The sequence below is a fragment of the Stenotrophomonas oahuensis genome, assembly GCF_031834595.1.
Classification (GTDB): domain Bacteria; phylum Pseudomonadota; class Gammaproteobacteria; order Xanthomonadales; family Xanthomonadaceae; genus Stenotrophomonas; species Stenotrophomonas oahuensis.
Window position 1 is genome coordinate 4,227,297 of record NZ_CP115541.1, and the last position, 18,594, is coordinate 4,245,890.

Annotated in this window: 15 protein-coding genes; 11 read left to right on the forward strand and 4 right to left on the reverse strand. The window is 67.1% G+C overall.

The window, feature by feature from the left end:
- Window positions 1–137 precede the first annotated feature (137 nt).
- Entirely contained in the window at window positions 138–1,109 is a 972-nt protein-coding gene (locus PDM29_RS18735) for an AraC family transcriptional regulator (RefSeq protein WP_311191545.1), read from the reverse strand.
- A gap of 353 nt (window positions 1,110–1,462) precedes the next feature.
- On the opposite strand from PDM29_RS18735, the gene PDM29_RS18740 reads away from it, so the two are divergent.
- Both PDM29_RS18740 and PDM29_RS18745 read left to right on the forward strand, forming a co-directional pair.
- A complete protein-coding gene (locus PDM29_RS18740) occupies window positions 1,463–2,935 on the forward strand; it encodes a sensor histidine kinase (RefSeq protein ID WP_425508691.1) in 1,473 nt (490 codons plus the stop codon).
- 152 nt (window positions 2,936–3,087) lie between these two features.
- Window positions 3,088–3,957: an acid phosphatase gene (locus PDM29_RS18745; protein ID WP_311191547.1), complete on the forward strand. Its 870-nt coding sequence runs from the start codon at window positions 3,088–3,090 to the stop codon at window positions 3,955–3,957.
- 340 nt (window positions 3,958–4,297) lie between these two features.
- On the opposite strand, the gene PDM29_RS18750 is transcribed toward PDM29_RS18745, so the two are convergent.
- From PDM29_RS18750 to PDM29_RS18760, 3 genes are all read right to left on the reverse strand, one after another.
- On the reverse strand, window positions 4,298–5,137 hold the full coding sequence (locus PDM29_RS18750) for an OmpA family protein (protein ID WP_311191548.1): 840 nt from the start codon (window positions 5,135–5,137) through the stop codon (window positions 4,298–4,300).
- Between the two features lie 17 nt (window positions 5,138–5,154).
- Window positions 5,155–8,484 (reverse strand): YadA-like family protein, encoded by a 3,330-nt coding sequence (locus PDM29_RS18755; protein WP_311191549.1) that lies wholly within the window; start codon window positions 8,482–8,484, stop codon window positions 5,155–5,157.
- A 177-nt stretch (window positions 8,485–8,661) separates the two neighbouring features.
- Window positions 8,662–9,651, reverse strand: coding sequence for a helix-turn-helix domain-containing protein (locus PDM29_RS18760; RefSeq protein ID WP_311191550.1), 990 nt, complete (start codon window positions 9,649–9,651; stop codon window positions 8,662–8,664).
- 621 nt (window positions 9,652–10,272) lie between these two features.
- On the opposite strand from PDM29_RS18760, the gene PDM29_RS18765 reads away from it, so the two are divergent.
- The 9 genes from PDM29_RS18765 to PDM29_RS18805 all read left to right on the forward strand — a co-directional run bounded on the left by PDM29_RS18765 (window position 10,273) and on the right by PDM29_RS18805 (window position 18,594).
- Entirely contained in the window at window positions 10,273–10,479 is a 207-nt protein-coding gene (locus PDM29_RS18765; protein ID WP_311191551.1) for a Flp family type IVb pilin, read from the forward strand.
- Window positions 10,480–10,595: 116 nt separating this feature from the next.
- Window positions 10,596–11,141: an A24 family peptidase gene (locus PDM29_RS18770; RefSeq protein ID WP_311191552.1), complete on the forward strand. Its 546-nt coding sequence runs from the start codon at window positions 10,596–10,598 to the stop codon at window positions 11,139–11,141.
- Window positions 11,138–11,602 (forward strand): TadE/TadG family type IV pilus assembly protein, encoded by a 465-nt coding sequence (locus PDM29_RS18775; protein ID WP_311191553.1) that lies wholly within the window; start codon window positions 11,138–11,140, stop codon window positions 11,600–11,602. The genes PDM29_RS18770 and PDM29_RS18775 overlap by 4 nt, the downstream gene beginning before the upstream one ends.
- Before the next feature lie 31 nt (window positions 11,603–11,633).
- The gene (gene cpaB, locus PDM29_RS18780) at window positions 11,634–12,668 is read left to right on the forward strand and encodes a Flp pilus assembly protein CpaB (RefSeq protein WP_311191554.1); all 1,035 of its coding nucleotides are present in this window, start codon (window positions 11,634–11,636) and stop codon (window positions 12,666–12,668) included.
- A 19-nt stretch (window positions 12,669–12,687) separates the two neighbouring features.
- On the forward strand, window positions 12,688–14,037 hold the full coding sequence (locus tag PDM29_RS18785; protein WP_311191555.1) for a type II and III secretion system protein family protein: 1,350 nt from the start codon (window positions 12,688–12,690) through the stop codon (window positions 14,035–14,037).
- Between the two features lie 24 nt (window positions 14,038–14,061).
- The gene (locus tag PDM29_RS18790; RefSeq protein ID WP_311191556.1) at window positions 14,062–15,345 is read left to right on the forward strand and encodes a CpaE/TadZ family protein; all 1,284 of its coding nucleotides are present in this window, start codon (window positions 14,062–14,064) and stop codon (window positions 15,343–15,345) included.
- Window positions 15,330–16,676, forward strand: coding sequence for a TadA family conjugal transfer-associated ATPase (locus PDM29_RS18795; protein ID WP_311191557.1), 1,347 nt, complete (start codon window positions 15,330–15,332; stop codon window positions 16,674–16,676). The genes PDM29_RS18790 and PDM29_RS18795 overlap by 16 nt, the downstream gene beginning before the upstream one ends.
- A 2-nt stretch (window positions 16,677–16,678) precedes the next feature.
- Entirely contained in the window at window positions 16,679–17,620 is a 942-nt protein-coding gene (locus tag PDM29_RS18800) for a type II secretion system F family protein (protein ID WP_311191558.1), read from the forward strand.
- Window positions 17,617–18,594 carry a type II secretion system F family protein gene (locus PDM29_RS18805; protein ID WP_311191559.1) on the forward strand — a complete coding sequence of 326 codons (978 nt, stop codon included), beginning with the start codon at window positions 17,617–17,619 and terminating at the stop codon, window positions 18,592–18,594. The genes PDM29_RS18800 and PDM29_RS18805 overlap by 4 nt, the downstream gene beginning before the upstream one ends.

Here is an 18,594-nt window from a genome sequence, read left to right on the forward strand (position 1 = left end):
TGTCTCCGGTTGCGTCCACCCTTCCCTGTGGCGGGTGCCTCCCGCATTCTTGAACGGCACCTGCACAAGGTTATGACGGTGCTTCCACCGCCGTGACGGGAACGTGATGCGAACGCATCAAAACCGTGACATTGCGCTCAACCGCGCAGGGTGTCGCGCGGGCTCTCGCCAAAAACATCCCGGTACATCACCGAGAAGCGCCCCAGGTGGCCAAAACCGTAGCGGGTGGCCACATCGGTCACCGCCCCTTGGCCGCGGGCCTGGCGCAACGCGCTGCGGGCCAGGTTCAGCCGTGCCATCTGGTGCCATTGGCAGGGGCCATGGCCATAGGCATCACGGAACAGGCGCTCCAACTGGCGTTCGCCGACCCCCAGTGCCGTGGTCAGCGCCCGGCTGTCATAGGGCCGGTCGGACTGTGTTTTCAGGTAGTTTTCGGCACGCCTTACTACTGCGTCGCGGTAGCGCTCGCTGTAGCTGCCCAACGCACGTGGTGGCTGCCCCGCATCGGTAGCGGCCACGGACGCCAGGAACGCGGTCAGCAACGTCTGCGCCTGCACCTGGATCTGCGCCGGGGTCACCAGTCCCTTCGGATGCGCGGCATCCTCCAAGGTGTTCAGCACAGTGCGGCGCAGCCGCGCGGCATCGGTGGCGCTGGCCGTGCGGCTGTACCAGCCTGAACGCGGCACCTGCAGTTCGCGCCCCAGCCAGGTCACCGCTGCACGCTGCAATACCGGTCGTGAGATCAGCAGCACCGCCCATTGCCAGCCGCCCGGACGCGGCCGCACATTCAGCTCGCTGTCTTCGGCGAACACCATGATCTGACCGGCCGGAATCCAGCGCCCGTTGGCCCACATCGGCCCGTCGCTGTTGACCGCCATGGCCAGGCCGATCAGGTCCTCGCCGAAGCTGCCACTGGCAAAAATGGGAAGGTTGTAAGCCCCGCTGTCGAGGCTGAATTCGGGAAAGACGACCCGCTGCACGCAGGCTTTGAACTGTCCACCCGCCAGCAGGCGCTGCTCGAAACGGGTGTCACGCACGACCCCCAGCAGCGCGTCGGCGTCAAAGCCGTCGACGTCGAAGCGACTGTACTGGGCAAGCGAATCGTCCATGCCAACTCCGGGTTCATGTCGGAAAGTGGATAGCGCGGGACACAACAACCTGCTTGTATGCGAGCGATTGTGCGACCGTAATGCAGCGCCGACAAGCCTTTTTGACCCCCCGCGGCCCCGTACTCCGGGTGACCCTCCCGCGACCGCTTATGAGGTGCGACGTGCAGGCAGGCAGTCAAGCATCCCGTGTGGGCACCCGTCCGCGTACCGTGCGCAGACCGGGTGCGGATGCCGTACCCCGCACGCACGCACCCGGTTCAATGGAGTTGCGCCGGCTGCTGCTGCGTACCCTGCCCTTGCTGGCTGGGTGTCTGCTGGGCCAATGCCTTCCGTATCTGATCCCCCAGCCTGGCGTGTCCTTGCACTTGTTCTGGCTGCCAGGCCCGCTGCTGCTCGGCTGGCTGCTGTCCCTGCCGCTGCACCAGTGGCGCGAAGCCCTGGTGGCCGCCACAGCCGGCAGCCTGCTGGCGCTGTTGCTGGTCCCCGCCGCTGCCTACGCCCAGGTCCTGACCAGCCTCGGCGAATTTTCGATGGTGGCGATGTTTGCCTGGGCGCTGGTGCGCTGGCAGCAGCAGCGTCCGCTGCTGGAGGGGTATCGCGACCTCACCCTGTTTCTGCTGATGGGGTGCGTGCTGCTGCCGCTGTGCTGCGCGTGGTGGTATGCGCTGGCCAACGGTGCCCGGATCTCCAGTGTCCAGGACCTGCGTGGACTGGCCCTTGGCCATGCCGTGAGCTACCTGCTGGTGGTCCCGGCGGTATACAACCTGGGCCGTTGCTTCCGTTCACCACAGCGTCGGCAGGGCTGGCATCTGAACGCCGCCGCGCTTGCGTCGGTGCTGCTGGCGCTGCTGGTACTGCTGTGGACGGTCGACTGGCGCGACGGGGTGGTCACGCCCCTGCTGTCGCTGGCCCCGGTGCCGATTCTGGTCTGGGCGTTGATCGTGTTTGGTGTCGCCGGTGCGTCGGTAGGCATGCTGCTGGTGGCGGCGCTGGGCTCCGTGCTGGGGCAGTATGGCCTGGGACCGTTCGGCTTCTGGAGCCCGGAGCGCAATCTGCTTACCGCGCAGACCTGGACCATCGGCACGGGCCTTGCGCTGCTGTTCCTGGGTGCACTGTCGGACCAGAAGATGTCCAGCCGCATCAAGCTTCACCGCGCGTACCAGCGCCTGGGTGAGGTGACCGGTCGCATGCTGGTGGTGCAGGAAGAAGAGCGCACCCGGATCGCCCGCGACCTGCACGACGACATCAACCAGTCACTGGCGGCCATCTCGATCCGGATGAGCGCGCTGCGTCATCAGCTGCCTGACCGCGAGCGCCCGATCGTGACCGAACTGCAGGACCAGTTGTTGGCGGTGTCCAACGACATCCGCTCGATTTCGCACGAACTGCATCCCAGCATCCTGCGCTTCACCGGCCTGGCCAGCGCACTGGACGCGTTCTGCAACAAGCGTAATGCGCGCGGCAGCCTGCGGCTGTGCTGCAGCATCGACTGCGCGCCCCGCCTGGGCGAGGACAGCGAACTGAGCGTGTTCCGCATCGTCCAGGAAGCGCTCAACAACGTTGATCGCCATGCCCGTGCCAGCGTCGCCGACGTGCGCATCAATGTGCAGGGAAACGACGTGGTGCTGCGGGTGGACGATGACGGCGTGGGCATGTCGTCGTCCGGCAGCACCCGTGCGCCGGGGCTGGGGTTGATCAGCATGGAAGAACGCGCGCGGCTGCTCGGCGGCAGCCTGCAGGTCAGCCAGAGTCCGCTGGGCGGAACCCGCATCGAAGTGCGCTTCCCGGTGCCCGGCACGCGTCCCCAGGCCGCAGCGGCTCAGTAGTTTTACTGAGGCCCCCTCAGTAAATCGCCGGTTGTCGGGCTGCCCGGCAACTTCGAAAGTAACACCAGCCATTCCGCACCCGTACACCGGGGCCCTCCCTTACCGGGTGTACGGGTGCGGGATTGGCTGACCCCTGTCCAAGGAAGGTCACCATGCGCACACCCAGCCGTCGTCTGGCCCCCTTCAGCGCCGTGCTGGTCTGTTCCGTCCTGTCCGCGTGCGCGACGGGTCCTTTGGAACCAACGGCCGCCGCGGTACCGCCAACCGCGGCGGCCCCTTCCCCGGTTCCTGAGATACGCCCCGGCATTCCGGCCGGGTACCTCGGTCGTAACCTGCCTGACAGTCTGGCCCTGTTACCGCCGCCGCCCGCCAAGGGCAGCGCTTCATTCGCGCGAGACCAGGCCACACACGCCGCTGCACGCAAGCTGCGCGGCACGCCGCGCTACGCGCTGGCCACGCGTGATGCCAACCTCGACTTTCCGCAGGTGGCCAGCACGTTCTCGTGCGCGCTCGGTGTGCCGGTCAGCAAGGCCGACACGCCACGCCTGTACCTGCTGCTGCAGCGAAGCATGGTCGACGCCGGCCTGGCAACGTATGTGGCCAAGGATCACTACAAGCGCACGCGACCGTTCGTGTTCTACAAGGAAAGCACCTGCGCGCCCGGCGACGAGGACGCGCTGCGCAAGGATGGCTCCTATCCTTCAGGGCATACCGCAGTGAGCTGGGCCTGGGCGTTGATCCTGACCGAATTGAGTCCCGACCAGGCCGACGCCGTGCTGGCGCGTGGCCGTGCGTTTGGCGAGAACCGCCTGATCTGCAATGCGCATTGGCAGAGTGATGTGCTGCAGGGCCGCGCGGTGGCGGCCGGTGCGGTTGCCAAGCTGCACGCCAATGCGGATTTTCTGGCCGACATGAAAGCGGCGCGCGCCGAGATCGATGCGCTGCGTGGTGCGGGCGTTCCTGCGACCGACTGCGAGACCGAAGCGACTGCGTTGAAGCTGAAGATAGCCGGCGTCGAATAGGTTCGGCGTCCGCCGCACTGCTGTTGGATCTACCTGCTGCCAAAACAGATGACCTGGCTCGCTGCTCCCTCAGCGATGACGGGGGAGACATCCCGCGGCCGACAGCGAGCCAGGTCAAGCTCTGCACCCATGCGACCTGAACTCCATGCATGGATACGTATCCGGTCCAACGACTTCCCCCTGTTACGGTGCGCACATTCGTCGCTTGCCCGTGATGTGGGTGTGATGGATTTGAAAGCAACAATCCTGTTTCTCTTACCCGGCATTAACTTTATTTTAAAGACGAACGAAAACAAGGACTTGAGAGATACTTTACCGTCCGGTTCTGATTATCTTTCCGCTATTTTCTTGCCAGCTGCGCAATGCCGGATATTTCAACCCGGCGATTTGGCGCAAGACAGTCGATCAGTGCGTCGCCGGGGGGCTGCGCGCACGCCACTACCGGAGCGGTTTCACCGCGCCCTTCGGCCACGATCGCCGTTGACGGCACGCCACCGGCAATCAGCGCCGCGCGTACGGCCTCGGCCCGACGCTGCGACAGCTTGTGGTTGTAGTCGTCTGCGCCAATGCGGTCGGTGTAACCGGTGACCGCAATCATCTGTACCTGGCTTGCCGCTCGTACGCGCTGTACCAGCGCATCGACGCTGCGACGTCCCTGCGCTGTCAAACTGTCGCTGTCGAATCCAAACAATGCGTCGGCCTGCAGCGCCAACGGCTGCGCGGGCAGCGGCTGCGCAGTGGATGCGGCCGGCGCAGCGTTACCCGCCTGCAGCATCGCCGCGCAGGACTGTGGCTTCCAGTAACTCTCCTGGGCGATCCCGTTGCGGTCGAAGTGCACCTGGAACTGGCAGGAGAAGTAGTCGCCGTTGGGCTGGCTGCGGAAGTTGAACAGATAATTCCATTCCCTCACACCCCACATGCCTTCATTGAAGTGCGGCGTGCCCAACAGTCCGTACAACTGGCGCTTGCTCATGCCACGTGCGTATTGCCTCAGGTTGTCGAGATTGACGAACAGTCCGCCTCTCGGCGAGGCCTTCGCCGTGTCGGGGAAGGCGACGGCTGCAGCGGCGTCGGACCCCCTCATGGGGGCGTGGGTGGCGCAGGCGCTGAACAGCAGCGTGGCCAGCGCCAGACCCAGCGAGCGCACCAGTGCGGTGTCGTGTGCGATCTGCGTTTTCATGGCTGTCTCCCCAGGGCTCACCATTGGAAACCTGCGCCCACCGACACACCGCCTTCGCCACGGCTGTTGGTGGACCCGCTGGCCTTGTAGATCCAGCGCCCGCCCTGGGACACACCAGACAGGCCCACTGCCAGACCCGACTCACCGTTGTAGCTGCCTGCCGCCACGGCGACCATACTGCGCCCGGCTTCGGAAGGCTGCGGCAATCCCGCCGTCGCCATCGCGCTGGCAACGCCGGCCGAGGCCCGGTTGTCGGTGCGGCGCAGATCACGGTCAAAACCGCCCATGCGTTCATCGGTATAGGCCTTGGACGCGTCCAGGGTCTGGTTCATGCCGGCACGCAGCTGGTCGACGTTGACCGCATCGGTACCTGCGGTTCCGGGGCCGACGTTGTGCACCACGGTGGTGCCGCCGCCGGGTGCGCCGAGGGTGACGCTGTTGTAGTTGGTATCACCCTGCACGGTGGTGTCGTAGCGCAGCGTGCCCTGCTGCGATGCCTGCAGCTGGCGCAGATTGACCGCGTCGGTAACCTCGGTGCCGTCGCCCACGTTTGTGATCTGACGGGTGGCGGCAGCGCTGCCCACCGACACCGCGTTGTCGCGGTCGGCGACCGAACCGGCCCCCAATGCCACGCTGTTGGTCGCCGTTGCGGAGGCCGTGTCGCCGATGGCAATGCTGCCTGCACCGCTGGCGCTGGCGACGCCGCCAACCGCGATGCTGTCAGTGCCGCTGGCGTTGGCGGCCGCCTTGGTCGAGTTGACCTGGAAGTAAGGGCTTGATGTCGACGGCAGGCGCGGCATCTGGTTGATGCGCGTGTTGAGGGTGGTCAGCGACGCATCCACTGCAGCAAAGGCCGAAGTAACGTCGGCATAGACGTCGGTGCTGGCGCTGCCACTCATGCCGAATGAGGAGATCGCAAAGCTCGGCGGGGTCCACGCGCCGGTGCCGCCATCGAACCCGGTGCTGCCGCCGAAGAACGCTGCCAGCGTGCTGTGGGTCTGGAACAGCTGCCCGCCATTGATCGCCTCGGTGCTGCTGGCAGTGATCTGGCCCGCGGCGAGATTGCCGATCGCTACCCCTGCCCCGCTGCCGTCACCGACCAGGCTGACCCGGTTGACCGCGTTGCCGCTGCCATCCACGTCGTACTTCACCGCCAGCCGGTCCACCGTGTCGGTCTGCTCGGCTACGTTGGCCAACGACAGGCTCACTGCATCGAAGGCACTGCCGACGTTGGTGTAGGTGCCCGGCGTGACCACACCGGTGCTGGACACGGAGTTGATGGTGTAGGTCGGTGCCGTCACATTGCCGTTGGCATCCAGGGTCGAGCCACCGCCCAGATGGGTGGACACCGCCTGGTTGGCCGCGAACAGCTGCGCGCCGTTGACCGCGTCACTGCTGCCTGCGTTGACCGCGCCAGCAGCGAGGTTGGTCACCGTGGTCGGGCCCGCCCCGTTGCCCAGGGTCACCCTGGCGTAGTTCGGCTGGCCGGTGCCGTCATCGTCGTAGGACACCGCGAAGATGTCGGCTGCCGCGCTGATCTGCGAGATAGCGCCCTGCAGCTGCGCGACGTTCACCGCGTCAGTGCCTGCGCTGCCGGCGGCCACGTTGCTGATCTGACGCTCGCCGCCGGCAAAGCCCACCGACACCTCGCCCGCCGACACCTGCGAAGCAGTCAGACCGTAGGCCGCGTACGCGGCCTGCGCGCCGCGGTCGGCCACGCTGCGGAAGCCCAATGCCACACTGTTGGCCTGGGTGGAACGCGCTTCCGCGCCCAGCAGTACCTGGCCATTGGCCGTACCGACGGCACTGTCGCCCACCACCACGGAATGGCCCATGCGCGCCGCGTAGTCGGCCGTGGGCACGCCGGTCGGATCGGTCGGGTCGTTCAGACCCGCACCCGGGAACGCCACGTTGGCATCGACCTGTGGCAGTTCATGCCGCGCATTGGCACCGATCACTACTTCGCGCGAACCGTTGGCATAGGCCCCGTCGCCCATCAGCACCTGGTAGTCCTGTGCCGGATTGAGCGCCCAGCAGTCGATGTCGGCCACCAGCAGGTCCACGCACTTGCTGGCCCACGCCGGGGCCTGGCCCGGCAGGATCAGACCAAGCAGGCCGTTCGGGTCGCCATTGTTGATGTTGTAGATATAGCTGTCGGAGGTGACGCCACCGATCAGGGTCAGATGTGAGTTGCCGCCGGTGGTGGCCCCGCCCAGCCCGTCCAGCAGGGTGCCGACCGGACTCAGGTTCACGACCGGAAGGCCGAGCACGTTGGTGACCGAGTACGCCTGCATCACATTGGCACTACTGACCGCCAGGTTGCCGTTGCGCACATAGCCGTCGCCGCCGAGCAGCCCCTGCGCGGTCGGCCCCACCAGCTCACTCAGACTGCCGGTCAGCCCGCCGGTGCCGATGATCAGGCCCGCGTTCGGGTCGCTGGCCGCCGGTGCCTTCGGGCTGCCCGGCGGCAAGGCGTTGACCACGCCGCCGCCCAGCCCATTGCCAACCGCTCCGACCAGGCCTCCGAGATCGCCAACCGTATTGCCAAGGCCATTGCCCAGTTCACCCAGCAGGCCAGAGCCGGCTACGGTGCTGCCGACGTTCTGGACCACGCCTCCGACCACGGTGGCGAGATCACCCACGCCGCCCAGCAGGCCACCCACGAGTCCCTCCCGGTTGTTCTGCAGCGCGCTGGTCTGCACGCTTACGTCGGCTGCTACGAGCTTGTCATTGCGATCAGCAACCTGCACCTGCGCCTGCACGGCCTGCACATCCGCGGTGCCGTCGACGCTGGCGACCACACTCGCACGCAGCGCCTCATCGGCCTCCACCGTGGCATCCACGCTGGCATCCAGGGCAACGGCGTCGACCAGGTTCACCTCGACGGGAACATGCACGGACGCCGCCACCGGCAACCGCGATGCGGTCCGCGCGTTGAGGCCAACCCGCGCGGCCGCTGCCACCGGCCGCGGTGCGGGCGCTGCGAGCGCTGTTGCACGCGTGCCCAATCCCACCTGTACATGGGCGGCAACGTCAGCCAGGGGCGACGTGGGGGGCGTGGCTGACGTTGCCGAAACCAGCGTCTTCAACGCCACTTCGGCGTCGACCTGCACCGGCAGGTATTTGTCGGTGAGCGCCTGCAGGTCACTCAGGGTCTGGTTGTCCGACGCCAGCGCCGAGCCACTGCCCAGCGCGCAGGCCAGGCCCAGCGCGAGCAGCTTCAACGGCACCTTCAGGTGTACGACCACCGGACCGGCGACCAGGCTGCCACGCGAGGTGGCGATTTCCGAGACCACCACCAGCGCATTGAGCTGGTGGTTCCATACCAAACGGAAAATGCGGTTCATGATCACTCCCCCCGTTGGAGTTCTGACGGCGTGCCCGCCGGCACGTGGGGGTCATTACAGGCGCTTGCGCGAACGCGGGGCACTTCATTCCGGCAGCACGAACGTGCGTTCCGGCAAGAGACGGCAGGAAACCGGCAGGCGAATGTGCAATTCCGGCAGATTGCCGGAAACGTGCAATCAGGCCGGATGGCCCATCGACGCTGGCGCGCGCATCAGCGTGTCGCGCGGCAGCTCGCCAAACACCCGACGATAATTGTCGGCAAACCGGGACAGGTCCCACAGCCCGCAGCTGAGCGCGACCGCCTTCACCGACTTGCGATGGGCGTCGGCGGTGGACAGCCCCCGGCATGCCGCGCACAGGCGCAACATGGACAGATACCGGTTGGGCGAGGTGCCGAACAGGTCTTCGAAGGCATAGCGCAGCGCGCGCTCGCTGACCCCGGCGGCATCGCAGATTTCATGCATGTAGATGTAGCGGCGCAGGTTCTGGCGCATGAAATTCTCGGCGCGCTGCGCTATCAGGTAATGCGTACGGCGTGCGCGGCTGCAGCTCGGACGCTCCTGCGACTCCGCACCCAGCAGTGCCTGCACGTGCTCGTGCAGCAGACGCTCCACGGCGTCATCGGGCAACCCCTGGCCACCGCCGTCCAGCCACGCGGGCAATTGCGCGTAGCGCTGCGCCAGCCGTGTGGCTCCAGTACCGGTGTCGCCCATGAAGACAGAGAGCGCCTGGCCCGATGGCAGCGTGCTGCGCAGGGTCAGTTCGGCCAGCTTGCGTTGCAGGCGACGGGTCGGGGTGAGCAGCAGGCTCAGCTGCGTGCCCGCACTCAAAGAAAACTCACTGATGCCTTCCGGCAACACAGTGACGGCCATACCTGCGGTCAGCGGCAATCCATGGCACCAGCTGCGCTCGGGATCGGTGGCGTGAATGAAACCGAGCAGGCACCAGTCCGGCGGCAGCATGAAACGGCCGCGAAACTGGAAACCGCAGGTCGCAAAAAGAAACAGGGATTCATCGTGCACCTGCGACTGCACACTGGCACGCGGACCGTTGGCATCCAGCAATACCAGTTCAATATCACACACGCGCAGCACGCCACCCAGCGTGGCCAGGTCGAACGTTTTCAGCGGATTTACTCCAGCCGCCTCCCCCGCACCATCGACCATGACAGTGAAGCCCCCTTGTGATTCAACGTCCCGGCAGCGCCGCCAGCGCGCCGGGCCTGTCCGCCAACGGACGAGGCCAGTATGCCTTAATCGCTACGGCGCAAATCAAGCCGTTTGCGACATTAACTGCCACATTAACCATTAAGCCAAACCCATGATTTCTGGCTGTTTATGCGTCAATTTTCCGACATCACGGCGCATTCACAAAGAATATACGAACGCTTCACTGTCAGGACTTTACATCGGAGATACGCGAGGTGTAGTTTTGCCACCGCGGTCACAGATATAAACTCAAGTTCGTCACTGGAATGCCGTTTCTGTGCATTGCCAGGCAGGAAAATGTTCAAGAGTTAATGCAGCACAGCCCGGCACGTTCTTGGCGGAAATCCGGACTGACCACAAGGGGGATGCAATGCAGCAGCTTCATATCGCGTCGCGACAGTTCTGTCGCCGCCGCCATCGGGTGTTCGCCACCCGCAGCGGCCGGACGCTCATTCCCTGTTGACCCACTCTGCGTGATGCGGGCTTCGGCCTGGCGCAGTTCAATGGTGGTGCCCGGTGCAACCCGGCGCGGCCACTCCAGCAGTACAGATGATTGACCGGAACAGGGAGACGACCGTCATGAACGTTTCAATCCGCAGTTTTCTTGCCGAAGAAGATGGCGTGACCGCACTCGAGTACGGCCTGCTGGCCGCGGTGATCGCCGGGGTCCTGGTGGTCGCCGGCCGCGAAGGCCTCAGCGAGATGTTCTCCACGCTGTTCACCAAGCTCAAAGAGCTGGTGGAAAGCACCATCGGCACCACCGGCGGCGGTAGCACCAGTACCTGATTCCCCTACGCCAGGCCTGACGGCCCTGCCCCACCGTTTGCTTGGGCGTACGGTGATGGGTTCGTTCGGCCTGGCGTCGGGGGCACCGCAGCGTCCTGCTCTGGAGGAGCACCCGGATGTCCTTTCTCGCCCTGCTCGCGCTGTTGTTGAGCCTGCGGATCGCGATCAGCGATCTGTATGCGCGACGCGTGCCCAACGCCTGGCTGCTGGCCGGCGCGTGCGGTGCCGCGCTCGGGTTGCTGGGTGCGCAGCTGGCAGGCCAACCGGCTGCGGTCAGTGACCATCTTCTGGGTGCGGGGGCGGGGCTGGTGGCGTTGTTGCCGTTCTATCTGGTCGGTTGGATGGGCGCGGGTGACGTCAAGTACTTCGCCGTGCTGGGCCTGCTGCTGGGGCTGCACGCGTTGTTGCCGGTGTGGCTGGGAGCCAGCGCGCTGGCGGGCGTGCATGTGCTGTGCGTGGTGGGGCTGCCGCGTCTGCGCGCCGTACTGCCGCTTCCGTTACAACACCTGCAGGCACGGGCGGTGCAACAGTGGCAGCAGCACCCTGCCCTGGTGCAGATGCACCACGCGCGGCAAGGCCGGGTGGGCATTCCGTTCGCGGCCTACCTGGCCATCGCCACGCTGGCCTGGGTGCTGTGGCCGGCGCAGGGAGCATCGTCATGACCGCCAGACGTGCACGGGGTGCGGCCACGATCGAGTTCGCCTTCATGCTGATCTTCGGCCTGCTGCCGTTGCTGATGCTGACCTATACCGGGGTGATGATCATGGCAGTGCAGCAGACCTTGTCGCTGGCCGCCGCCGAGGGCGCACGTGCCTCGCTGCGCTATGCCGCCCCCAACGAGCGCCGCGCCGCCGCCTGTGAAGCCGCGCGCAGGTCGATGCAATGGCTGTTGAGCTACGCCGGTCAATCGCCCAACTGCGCTGCGGCCAGCGCGGCCCCCATCGTGGTGTCCGCACCGACCCCGTGCAGCGGTCTGCCCAGCGCGCAGTGCATGCAGATTTCAGTGAGCTATGACTACCAGGCCAAGCCGTTCCTGCCCGGCACCGGCCGGGTGTATGGCTGGGTGATGACCCAACCGATCCGCAGCACCGCCGTGGCCCAACTTGACCTGGGAACACCGTGATGACGCTTTCCTTCTTCCAGGAGTCGTACGCATGCTCAAGCTGACCCGCCTGGCCGCGATTGGACTGATCGCACTGGCCGTGGTGCTGGCGCTGGCCGCCTTTGCGATGAGCCGGCGTGCACCCGCATCCACTGTCGCTCCCTCCACCGTGGACCACGCGGTGACGCCACAGCGTGTGCCCGTCGTGGAAGCCAGCACCATGCTGCGTGCCGGGCAACCGATCCGTGCCGCCGACCTGCGCATGGGTGAGGCAGCAGCCGCACCCGCGGGTGCCTACACCAGCGTGGCGGAGGCCGCAGGCGCGGTGCCGGTGCGCGACCTGCCCGCAGGCAGCGCGCTGGATCGCGGGCTGATGGCACAGGGCTACGCGCTGCGGCTCAACCCGGGTGAGAGGGCGCTGGCGGTACCCGTCGATGAGCTCGTCGCCGCGGGCAACCGCATTCTGCCGGGCGACTACGTCGACGTGTTCCTCAACCTGCGCGCACCACCCGGGATCAACACCGACGGCCAGGCCCAGGCGCGCCTGCTGCTGTCGCGTCTGCGCGTGCTCAGCTACGGCGCGACCGACACGGCCCCCGCCGTTGCGGCAGCCCCTGCCAGCGGTGATGCCGCCGACAGCCGCGCCGCCGACATCCAGGGCAGCAGCTCCGCCAGCGGCAGTTCCTCGGACAGCACATCGGCACCGGCCCGAAGCGCAGTGCTGGCGGTGCCGGTGGAGGAAGCCAATCGGCTGCTGCTGGGCGCGCAACAGGGCAAGTTGTTCCTGGCACTGCGCAACCCCACCGACGTCGGCCTGCCCGACCAGGACCTGTTCGCCCCGAGCGTGGCGGTGCTGAGCCCGCGCCGGGCGCTCAGTCCGGAACAGCAACTGGCGCTGGCCTCGCCCGAAAACGATGCGTTCGCCGGTATCGACGCCGACGCACTGGCCGGTCGTCGCACCGGCCAGGGTGCTGCACCCGCACCCGTCGCCCGTGTCGCGGCCCCGGTGCGTCGCTCCGCCCCACGACTCAGCCCCGGCGTGGAGATCATCCGCGGCGAGCCTTCCTCCCACAGCGGTTCTCGTTGACACCATGCAGAGACCTTTCATGACGCGTCGTCCCGCTGCCATCGCTCCCCTGCTGCCGCCCATCGCCGTGCTGGTGGCGTTGCTGCTTGCGTTCGTGCTGTTCCCGCAGCCCGCCTGGGCACGCGCCGACGTGGTGCTGCAGGTGCGCGAGCAGCGGCCGTGGACACTGCCCGCGAATCTGGAACGCGTGGCCATCGCCGACCCTGGCGTTGCCGACGTGGTGATGTTGAAGAATCGCCAGGCGCTGCTGGTCGGCAAAAACGCCGGTGTCACCACGCTGCTGTTGTGGCAGCACAAACAGACCGAACCGCAGCGCCTGCAGGTGGAGGTGCGCAGTGCGGTACACGGCGCGCTGGCCGAGGATGACGCTCTGCAGCTGACCGTGCAGGAGCAACAGGGCCTGCTGCAGGGCAGCGCCCCCAGCCTGCTGGCCCACGAACGCAGCCGCAAGGCCGCGCAGGCCACGCTGGGTCGCGAGGGCCAGTTGGCGGACGTTTCCACGGTGGCCAGCAGCGGCGTGGTCCAGGTGGAAGTGAAGGTGGTGGAGTTCAATAAGACCGTGCTGCGCCAGATCGGGATGAACTTCGCCAACCAGAACAACGGCTTCTCGTATGGCGTGGTTCGCCCGGGTGGCCTCGTGCCTGGCATCACGCCGCCGGTCGGCAGTGTCACCACTGACACCGACGCCAATCCGCTGTCATCGGCGTTCGGCCTGGTGTTCAAATCGCTCACCCATGGCTGGGCCGCCAACATCGACCTGCTGCAGAGCAACGGCATGGCCCGGGTGCTGGCCGAGCCGACCCTGGTGGCGTTATCCGGCCAGAGCGCCAGTTTCCTCGCTGGCGGCGAACTGCCCATACTGGAACCGCAGGGCCTGGGCACCACCACCGTGACCTTCAAACCCTTCGGCATCGGCCTCACCGTCACCCCGACCGTGCTCAGCCCGGACCGCATCGCGCTGAAGGTGGCTCCGGAAGCCAGCGACCTCAACTACGCCGCCGGCATTGCCTACAACGGTGTGCAGATTCCCTCCATCACCACCCGCCGCGCCGACACCACGGTGGAGCTGGGTGATGGCGAAACCTTCGTGATCGGCGGGCTGGTCAGCAGTTCAGTCAGCTCCAACGTCGACAAGGTCCCACTGCTCGGCGACCTGCCGATCATCGGATCGTTCTTCCGCAGCCTGAACTACAAGAAAGAGGAGAAGGAACTCGTGATCATCGTGACCCCGCGTCTGGTGCAACCGCTGGCCAAGGGCACCACTGTGCCGCTGCCGGGCGAACGCGAAGCCACGCCCAACCAGCCGGTGTGGGGTGCATGGCTGCTCAGCCCTGCCTCCTCCGACCAGCTGCCTGGTTTCTCCCGCTGACCCCGTGCCAGGACCGTCGCTTCCATGTCCGCCTCTTTGCAGCTTCTGCACCCTGCCCCGGCTCCCATGACCCTGGTGCTGTTCGCGCCGGTACGCGATCTCGCCGGCCTGCTCGGCGAACGCCTGCCGGTGGGCGTCAGCGTGCACTGGATCGACAGCGCCGGCGGCGCTGCCGCGCTGGACGCGCACCGTCGCCAACCGCACTGCGTGGTGCTGCTGGACTTCCGTCGCGCCGCCGCCTGCGCCTCCACCGAACTCGCTCGCCAACTGCAGCGCAGCCAACCGGAGCTGGCACTGGTAGCGGTGGGCTCCACCACCAGCGATCAGGTCGACGGCATTGTCGCGGCGGTCCGCTGCGGGCTGCGCGACATCCTCGACATGGACACCAGTACCGCCGACATCGACGCGGTACTGCGCCGCGCGGCCGGCACCAGCGGCGCCCGCGCCGCGCCGGTGGAAGCACCGCACAAGGCACGCCTGGTGCTGGTGCTGGGCGTGCGGGCCGGCGTCGGCAGCAGCACCCTGGCCGCGCACCTGGGCGTGCTGGCGCAGCAGCTGAGCCAACCATCGGCTGCCGATGGCAGCGATCCAACGGCACCGGCCACCGCCAACAGCACGCTGCTGCTGGACCTGGGGCAGCCCGCTGGCGACACCGCGCTGTACCTCAACCTGGACAGCCAGTTCCACTTCGATGATGCCCTGCGCCACGCCGGACGCATTGACGCCACCTTGGTACGCACCGCGATGACCCGGCACAGCGGCGGCCTGACCCTGCTTGGCCAGCCGGCCGGCAGCGACGGCGGCCTGCTGCCCGATCCGGCGGTGCTGGTGCAGCGCCTGCGTGGCGTGTTTGAGACCGTACTGTGCGATCTGGGCGGTGTGCCGGTACGGCAGATTCCACGTTCGCTGTTCAACAGCGCCGACGAGGTCTGGCTGGTCGCCGACCAGGCCATCGGCACCCTGGTGTCGCTGGACCAGGTGCTGAAGCAGCTGGAATCGCTGGGCCTGCGCGACACCCGCCTGCAACTGGTGATCAACCGGCATGAAGAAGACGGCGGGCTGACCCCGGCGCAGATTTCCGAGCGTTTCAGTCTGCCGCTGCTGGCCACCCTGCCGGACTGCCACCGCCTGCGCAGCAGTGCCAACCATGGCCACCTGCTATTGCAGGACGCACCGCGCGACCCGTACCTGCGCGCACTTACGCCGCTGCTGCTGCACCTGGACCAGGCCGCCGCGCGCGCCCTGCCGCGCAGCTGGCGCGAAAAACTGGCACTTGCCCTGGGGGGCCTGCAATGGAAGACAAAGTGACGCCCTTTGCCAGCGAGCGCGGCGACGCCCCGGATGCAGCGGGTGCCGCAGCGGTTCCGTTCGCCCAGTCCGACGAGTACCAGAAGGTGCTGGTGGCCGCGCACGAGCATCTGCTCAATGCGATTGAGGACGAGCGCATCGACATCGATGCCTGGGCTCCGGATACCGTGGCGCGCTACGTGCGCACCCAGACCGCGCAGTTCGTGCAGCAGTGGCGTATTCCGGTCAACGAAGCGGAAATGGAAGTGGTGGCCGCCGCCCTGGTAAAGGAACTGACCGGGTTCGGGCCGCTCGACGACCTGCTGCACGACCCGGCCATCGAAGACATCCTGATCAACGGCTACAAGGACATCCATGTATCGCAGGGCGGCCGGCTGGTGCGCGCGCCGCAGCGCTTCAGCGACGACAGCCACCTGCTGCGCATCCTGCGCCGCATCCTGGCCCCGCTGGGGCGGCGGCTGGACGAGTCCAATCCGATGGTGGACGCGCGCCTGCCCAACGGCGGACGCCTCAACGCGATCATCTCGCCGCTGGCGGTCGACGGCCCGATGGTGTCGATCCGCAAATTCCGCAAGGACCCGTTCACGCCGGACGAACTGCAGCGGATGGGCACCTTCGACACCGCCATGCAGGCCTTGTTGCATGCCATGGTGCTGGGCCGCTGCAACATCCTGGTGTCCGGTGGGACCAGCTCGGGCAAGACGTCGCTGCTGAATGCGCTGGCCAGCTACGTTCCGGCCGAGGAACGGGTGATCACGGTGGAAGACACCGCCGAACTCTCGCTCAACCATCCGCATGTGGTGCGGCTGGAAAGTCGACTGGGTGGCGCTGACGGGCACGGCGCGGTCAGCATCCGCGATCTGGTGCGCAACAGCCTGCGCATGCGCCCGGACCGCATCGTGGTCGGCGAAGTGCGCGGCGCGGAAGTGCTGGAAATGCTGCAGGCGATGAACACCGGCCATGACGGTTCGATGGCCACCATCCACGCCAACTCGCCGCGCGACTGCCTGTACCGGATCGAGATGCTGGCCGGGTTTGCCGGCTTCCAGGGCAGCGAGGACAGCCTGCGCCGGCAGATTGCCAGCGCCATCGACTTCATCGTGCAGATCTCGCGCCTGGGCAGTGGCCGCCGCGTGCTGGTGTCGATCACGGAGATCACCGGGGTCAGCGACAACCTGATCAGCACCCAGGAAATGTTCCGTCACGAAGTGATGATCGACGCCGACGGCAAAGAACGCGACCGCTGGATCGGCCTCGGCTTCCAACCGCATTCGCACAAGCTGGAGCCGTTCCGTCGGCTGCTGCGCGAAGCCCTCGACGGAGGGTACTGAACATGACCGGGGTGTTGCTGCTGTGCAGTGCGGTGCTGGTGCTGGTGGCGGCGGCCATCGAGCTGTGGTGGGGCGCGGCCCGCCGCGAGCGCCAGCGCGCCTCGCTGCAGCACACCGAACAGCGCCTGGCCGCGGCTCTGCCGGTGACCCAGCTGGCCGGCATGAGTCCGCGTGCACCTGCTGCTGCGCCCGCCGCACCAGCACCGGCAGCGCTGCCGTGGGATGCCCTGCTGCAGCGCGCCGGGTTGCGCGGCGGCTGGACCTTGCCCCTTGTGTGGCTGGTCAGCGGCCTGCTGCTGGCATGGCTGGCTGCAGCGCGCATCGGCACTGCATGGATGTGGCCGATCACCTTGGCCCTGTTCGCGCTGGTGCTGGGGGTGTGGCTGTCGCGCCGCATCCTCGGCCTGCAGCGCAGGCTGCTGCGCCAGCTGCCTGACTTCCTGGACAACCTGGTGCGCCTGACCGCTTTGGGCAACAGCCTGCAGATGGCGTTCCAGACTGCCAGCCAGCAGGTGCCCGCGCCACTGCGCGGGCTGCTCGACGACACCCTTTCCGGCGCGCGCAGCGGATTGGACCTGGACCGTGCACTCAGCCAGGCCAGCCGCCCCTATCGCCTGGAAGTGCTCGACGTGCTGGCCGTGGTGCTGGGCGTGAGCATCCGCATCGGCGGCCGTTCCGATCAGATTCTGCAGCGCATGAGCGACTTCATGCGCGACCTCGAACAGGCCCAGCAGGAACTGATGGCGACCACCTCGGAAACCCGCATGTCGGCCTGGGTGCTGGGCCTGTTGCCGCCGCTGTGCGCGTTGCTGATGGCGATTGCCAGCCCGGATTTCTTCCAGCCGGTGCTGCACGCCCCGCTCGGCCATAAACTGCTCGGCGCGGCGCTGCTGCTGGAATTGATCGGCGGCTTCCTGTTGTATCGACTGGCACGCTCGCTATGAACGCGCATCCGTTGTGGTTCATCGCGCTGTTGCTGCTGGCGGCCGGGCTGTGCCTGCTGGGCGTGGTCGCGCTGCTGCGCGGTGCCCAGCAGCAGCGAAATGCGGCAGCCTTGCAGAGCGCACTGCGCCCGCGCGAGCCCAGCGCGGATGCCGCCGCGACGGCCAGCACAGGCACCACACCCACGCCCACTGCCACCGCCGACAGCGGCCCGCGCGGACTCGGCTGGCTGGCCGCACTGGGCGAACGCTTCCATGGCGGCCGTCTGCAGGCCGCGCTGCTGGCCCCGGAAGACCGCCTGCTGCTGGACCAGGCCGGCTGGAACACGCGCAGCGGCACCGCGATCTTCCTGGCCCTGCGGCTGCTGCTGGCGGTGCTGTGCCTGCTGCTGGCCGTGGCGCTGTTCGATACCAGCGGGGTACAGCGCGCGGTGGTGATGCTGGCTGCGCTGGCGTTCGGCATCCTGCTGCCCAAGTTCGCACTGCGCGCGTGGGCCGGCCGCCTGCGCCAGCGCGTCAATGCCGAGCTGCCGCTGCTGATCGACCTGCTGCGCCTGCTGCAGGGCGTGGGCTTCAGCATGGACCAGAGCCTGCAGACCCTGGGCGACAAACTGCGCGGGGCGATTCCGGTGCTGGGCCGGGAAATCCACCAGGCCAACATCGCCTACATGCATGGGCGCACCCGCGCGCAGTCGCTGCGGCGGCTGGGCGAGTCATTCGACGACGAGGACCTGCGCAGCCTGGTGCAGCTGATGCTGCAGGTGCATGAGCACGGCGGTGCGGTGCAGGAACCGCTCAAGCAGTTCAGCCTGCGTCTGCGCGAACACCGCCGCGCCACGTTGAAAGAGAAGGTCGGCAAGCTCTCGGTGAAGATGACCGTGGTGATGATGCTGACCCTTTTACCGGCATTGATGCTGGTGCTGTCCGGCCCGGCGATCATCGCCCTGGCCGACGCCATGACCAGACTGGGGTCCTGA

What these genes read in the sequence shown, in the direction of transcription:
- PDM29_RS18750 (WP_311191548.1), bottom strand. Translation starts at nt 5,137, where the DNA reads ATGAAAACGCAGATCGCACACGACACCGCACTGGTGCGCTCGCTGGGT.
- PDM29_RS18745 (WP_311191547.1), top strand. Translation starts at nt 3,088, where the DNA reads ATGCGCACACCCAGCCGTCGTCTGGCCCCCTTCAGCGCCGTGCTGGTC.
- cpaB (WP_311191554.1), top strand. Translation starts at nt 11,634, where the DNA reads ATGCTCAAGCTGACCCGCCTGGCCGCGATTGGACTGATCGCACTGGCC.
- PDM29_RS18800 (WP_311191558.1), top strand. Translation starts at nt 16,679, where the DNA reads ATGACCGGGGTGTTGCTGCTGTGCAGTGCGGTGCTGGTGCTGGTGGCG.
- PDM29_RS18765 (WP_311191551.1), top strand. Translation starts at nt 10,273, where the DNA reads ATGAACGTTTCAATCCGCAGTTTTCTTGCCGAAGAAGATGGCGTGACC.
- PDM29_RS18770 (WP_311191552.1), top strand. Translation starts at nt 10,596, where the DNA reads ATGTCCTTTCTCGCCCTGCTCGCGCTGTTGTTGAGCCTGCGGATCGCG.
- PDM29_RS18795 (WP_311191557.1), top strand. Translation starts at nt 15,330, where the DNA reads ATGGAAGACAAAGTGACGCCCTTTGCCAGCGAGCGCGGCGACGCCCCG.
- PDM29_RS18805 (WP_311191559.1), top strand. Translation starts at nt 17,617, where the DNA reads ATGAACGCGCATCCGTTGTGGTTCATCGCGCTGTTGCTGCTGGCGGCC.
- PDM29_RS18790 (WP_311191556.1), top strand. Translation starts at nt 14,062, where the DNA reads ATGTCCGCCTCTTTGCAGCTTCTGCACCCTGCCCCGGCTCCCATGACC.
- PDM29_RS18755 (WP_311191549.1), bottom strand. Translation starts at nt 8,484, where the DNA reads ATGAACCGCATTTTCCGTTTGGTATGGAACCACCAGCTCAATGCGCTG.
- PDM29_RS18735 (WP_311191545.1), bottom strand. Translation starts at nt 1,109, where the DNA reads ATGGACGATTCGCTTGCCCAGTACAGTCGCTTCGACGTCGACGGCTTT.
- PDM29_RS18775 (WP_311191553.1), top strand. Translation starts at nt 11,138, where the DNA reads ATGACCGCCAGACGTGCACGGGGTGCGGCCACGATCGAGTTCGCCTTC.
- PDM29_RS18785 (WP_311191555.1), top strand. Translation starts at nt 12,688, where the DNA reads ATGACGCGTCGTCCCGCTGCCATCGCTCCCCTGCTGCCGCCCATCGCC.
- PDM29_RS18760 (WP_311191550.1), bottom strand. Translation starts at nt 9,651, where the DNA reads ATGGTCGATGGTGCGGGGGAGGCGGCTGGAGTAAATCCGCTGAAAACG.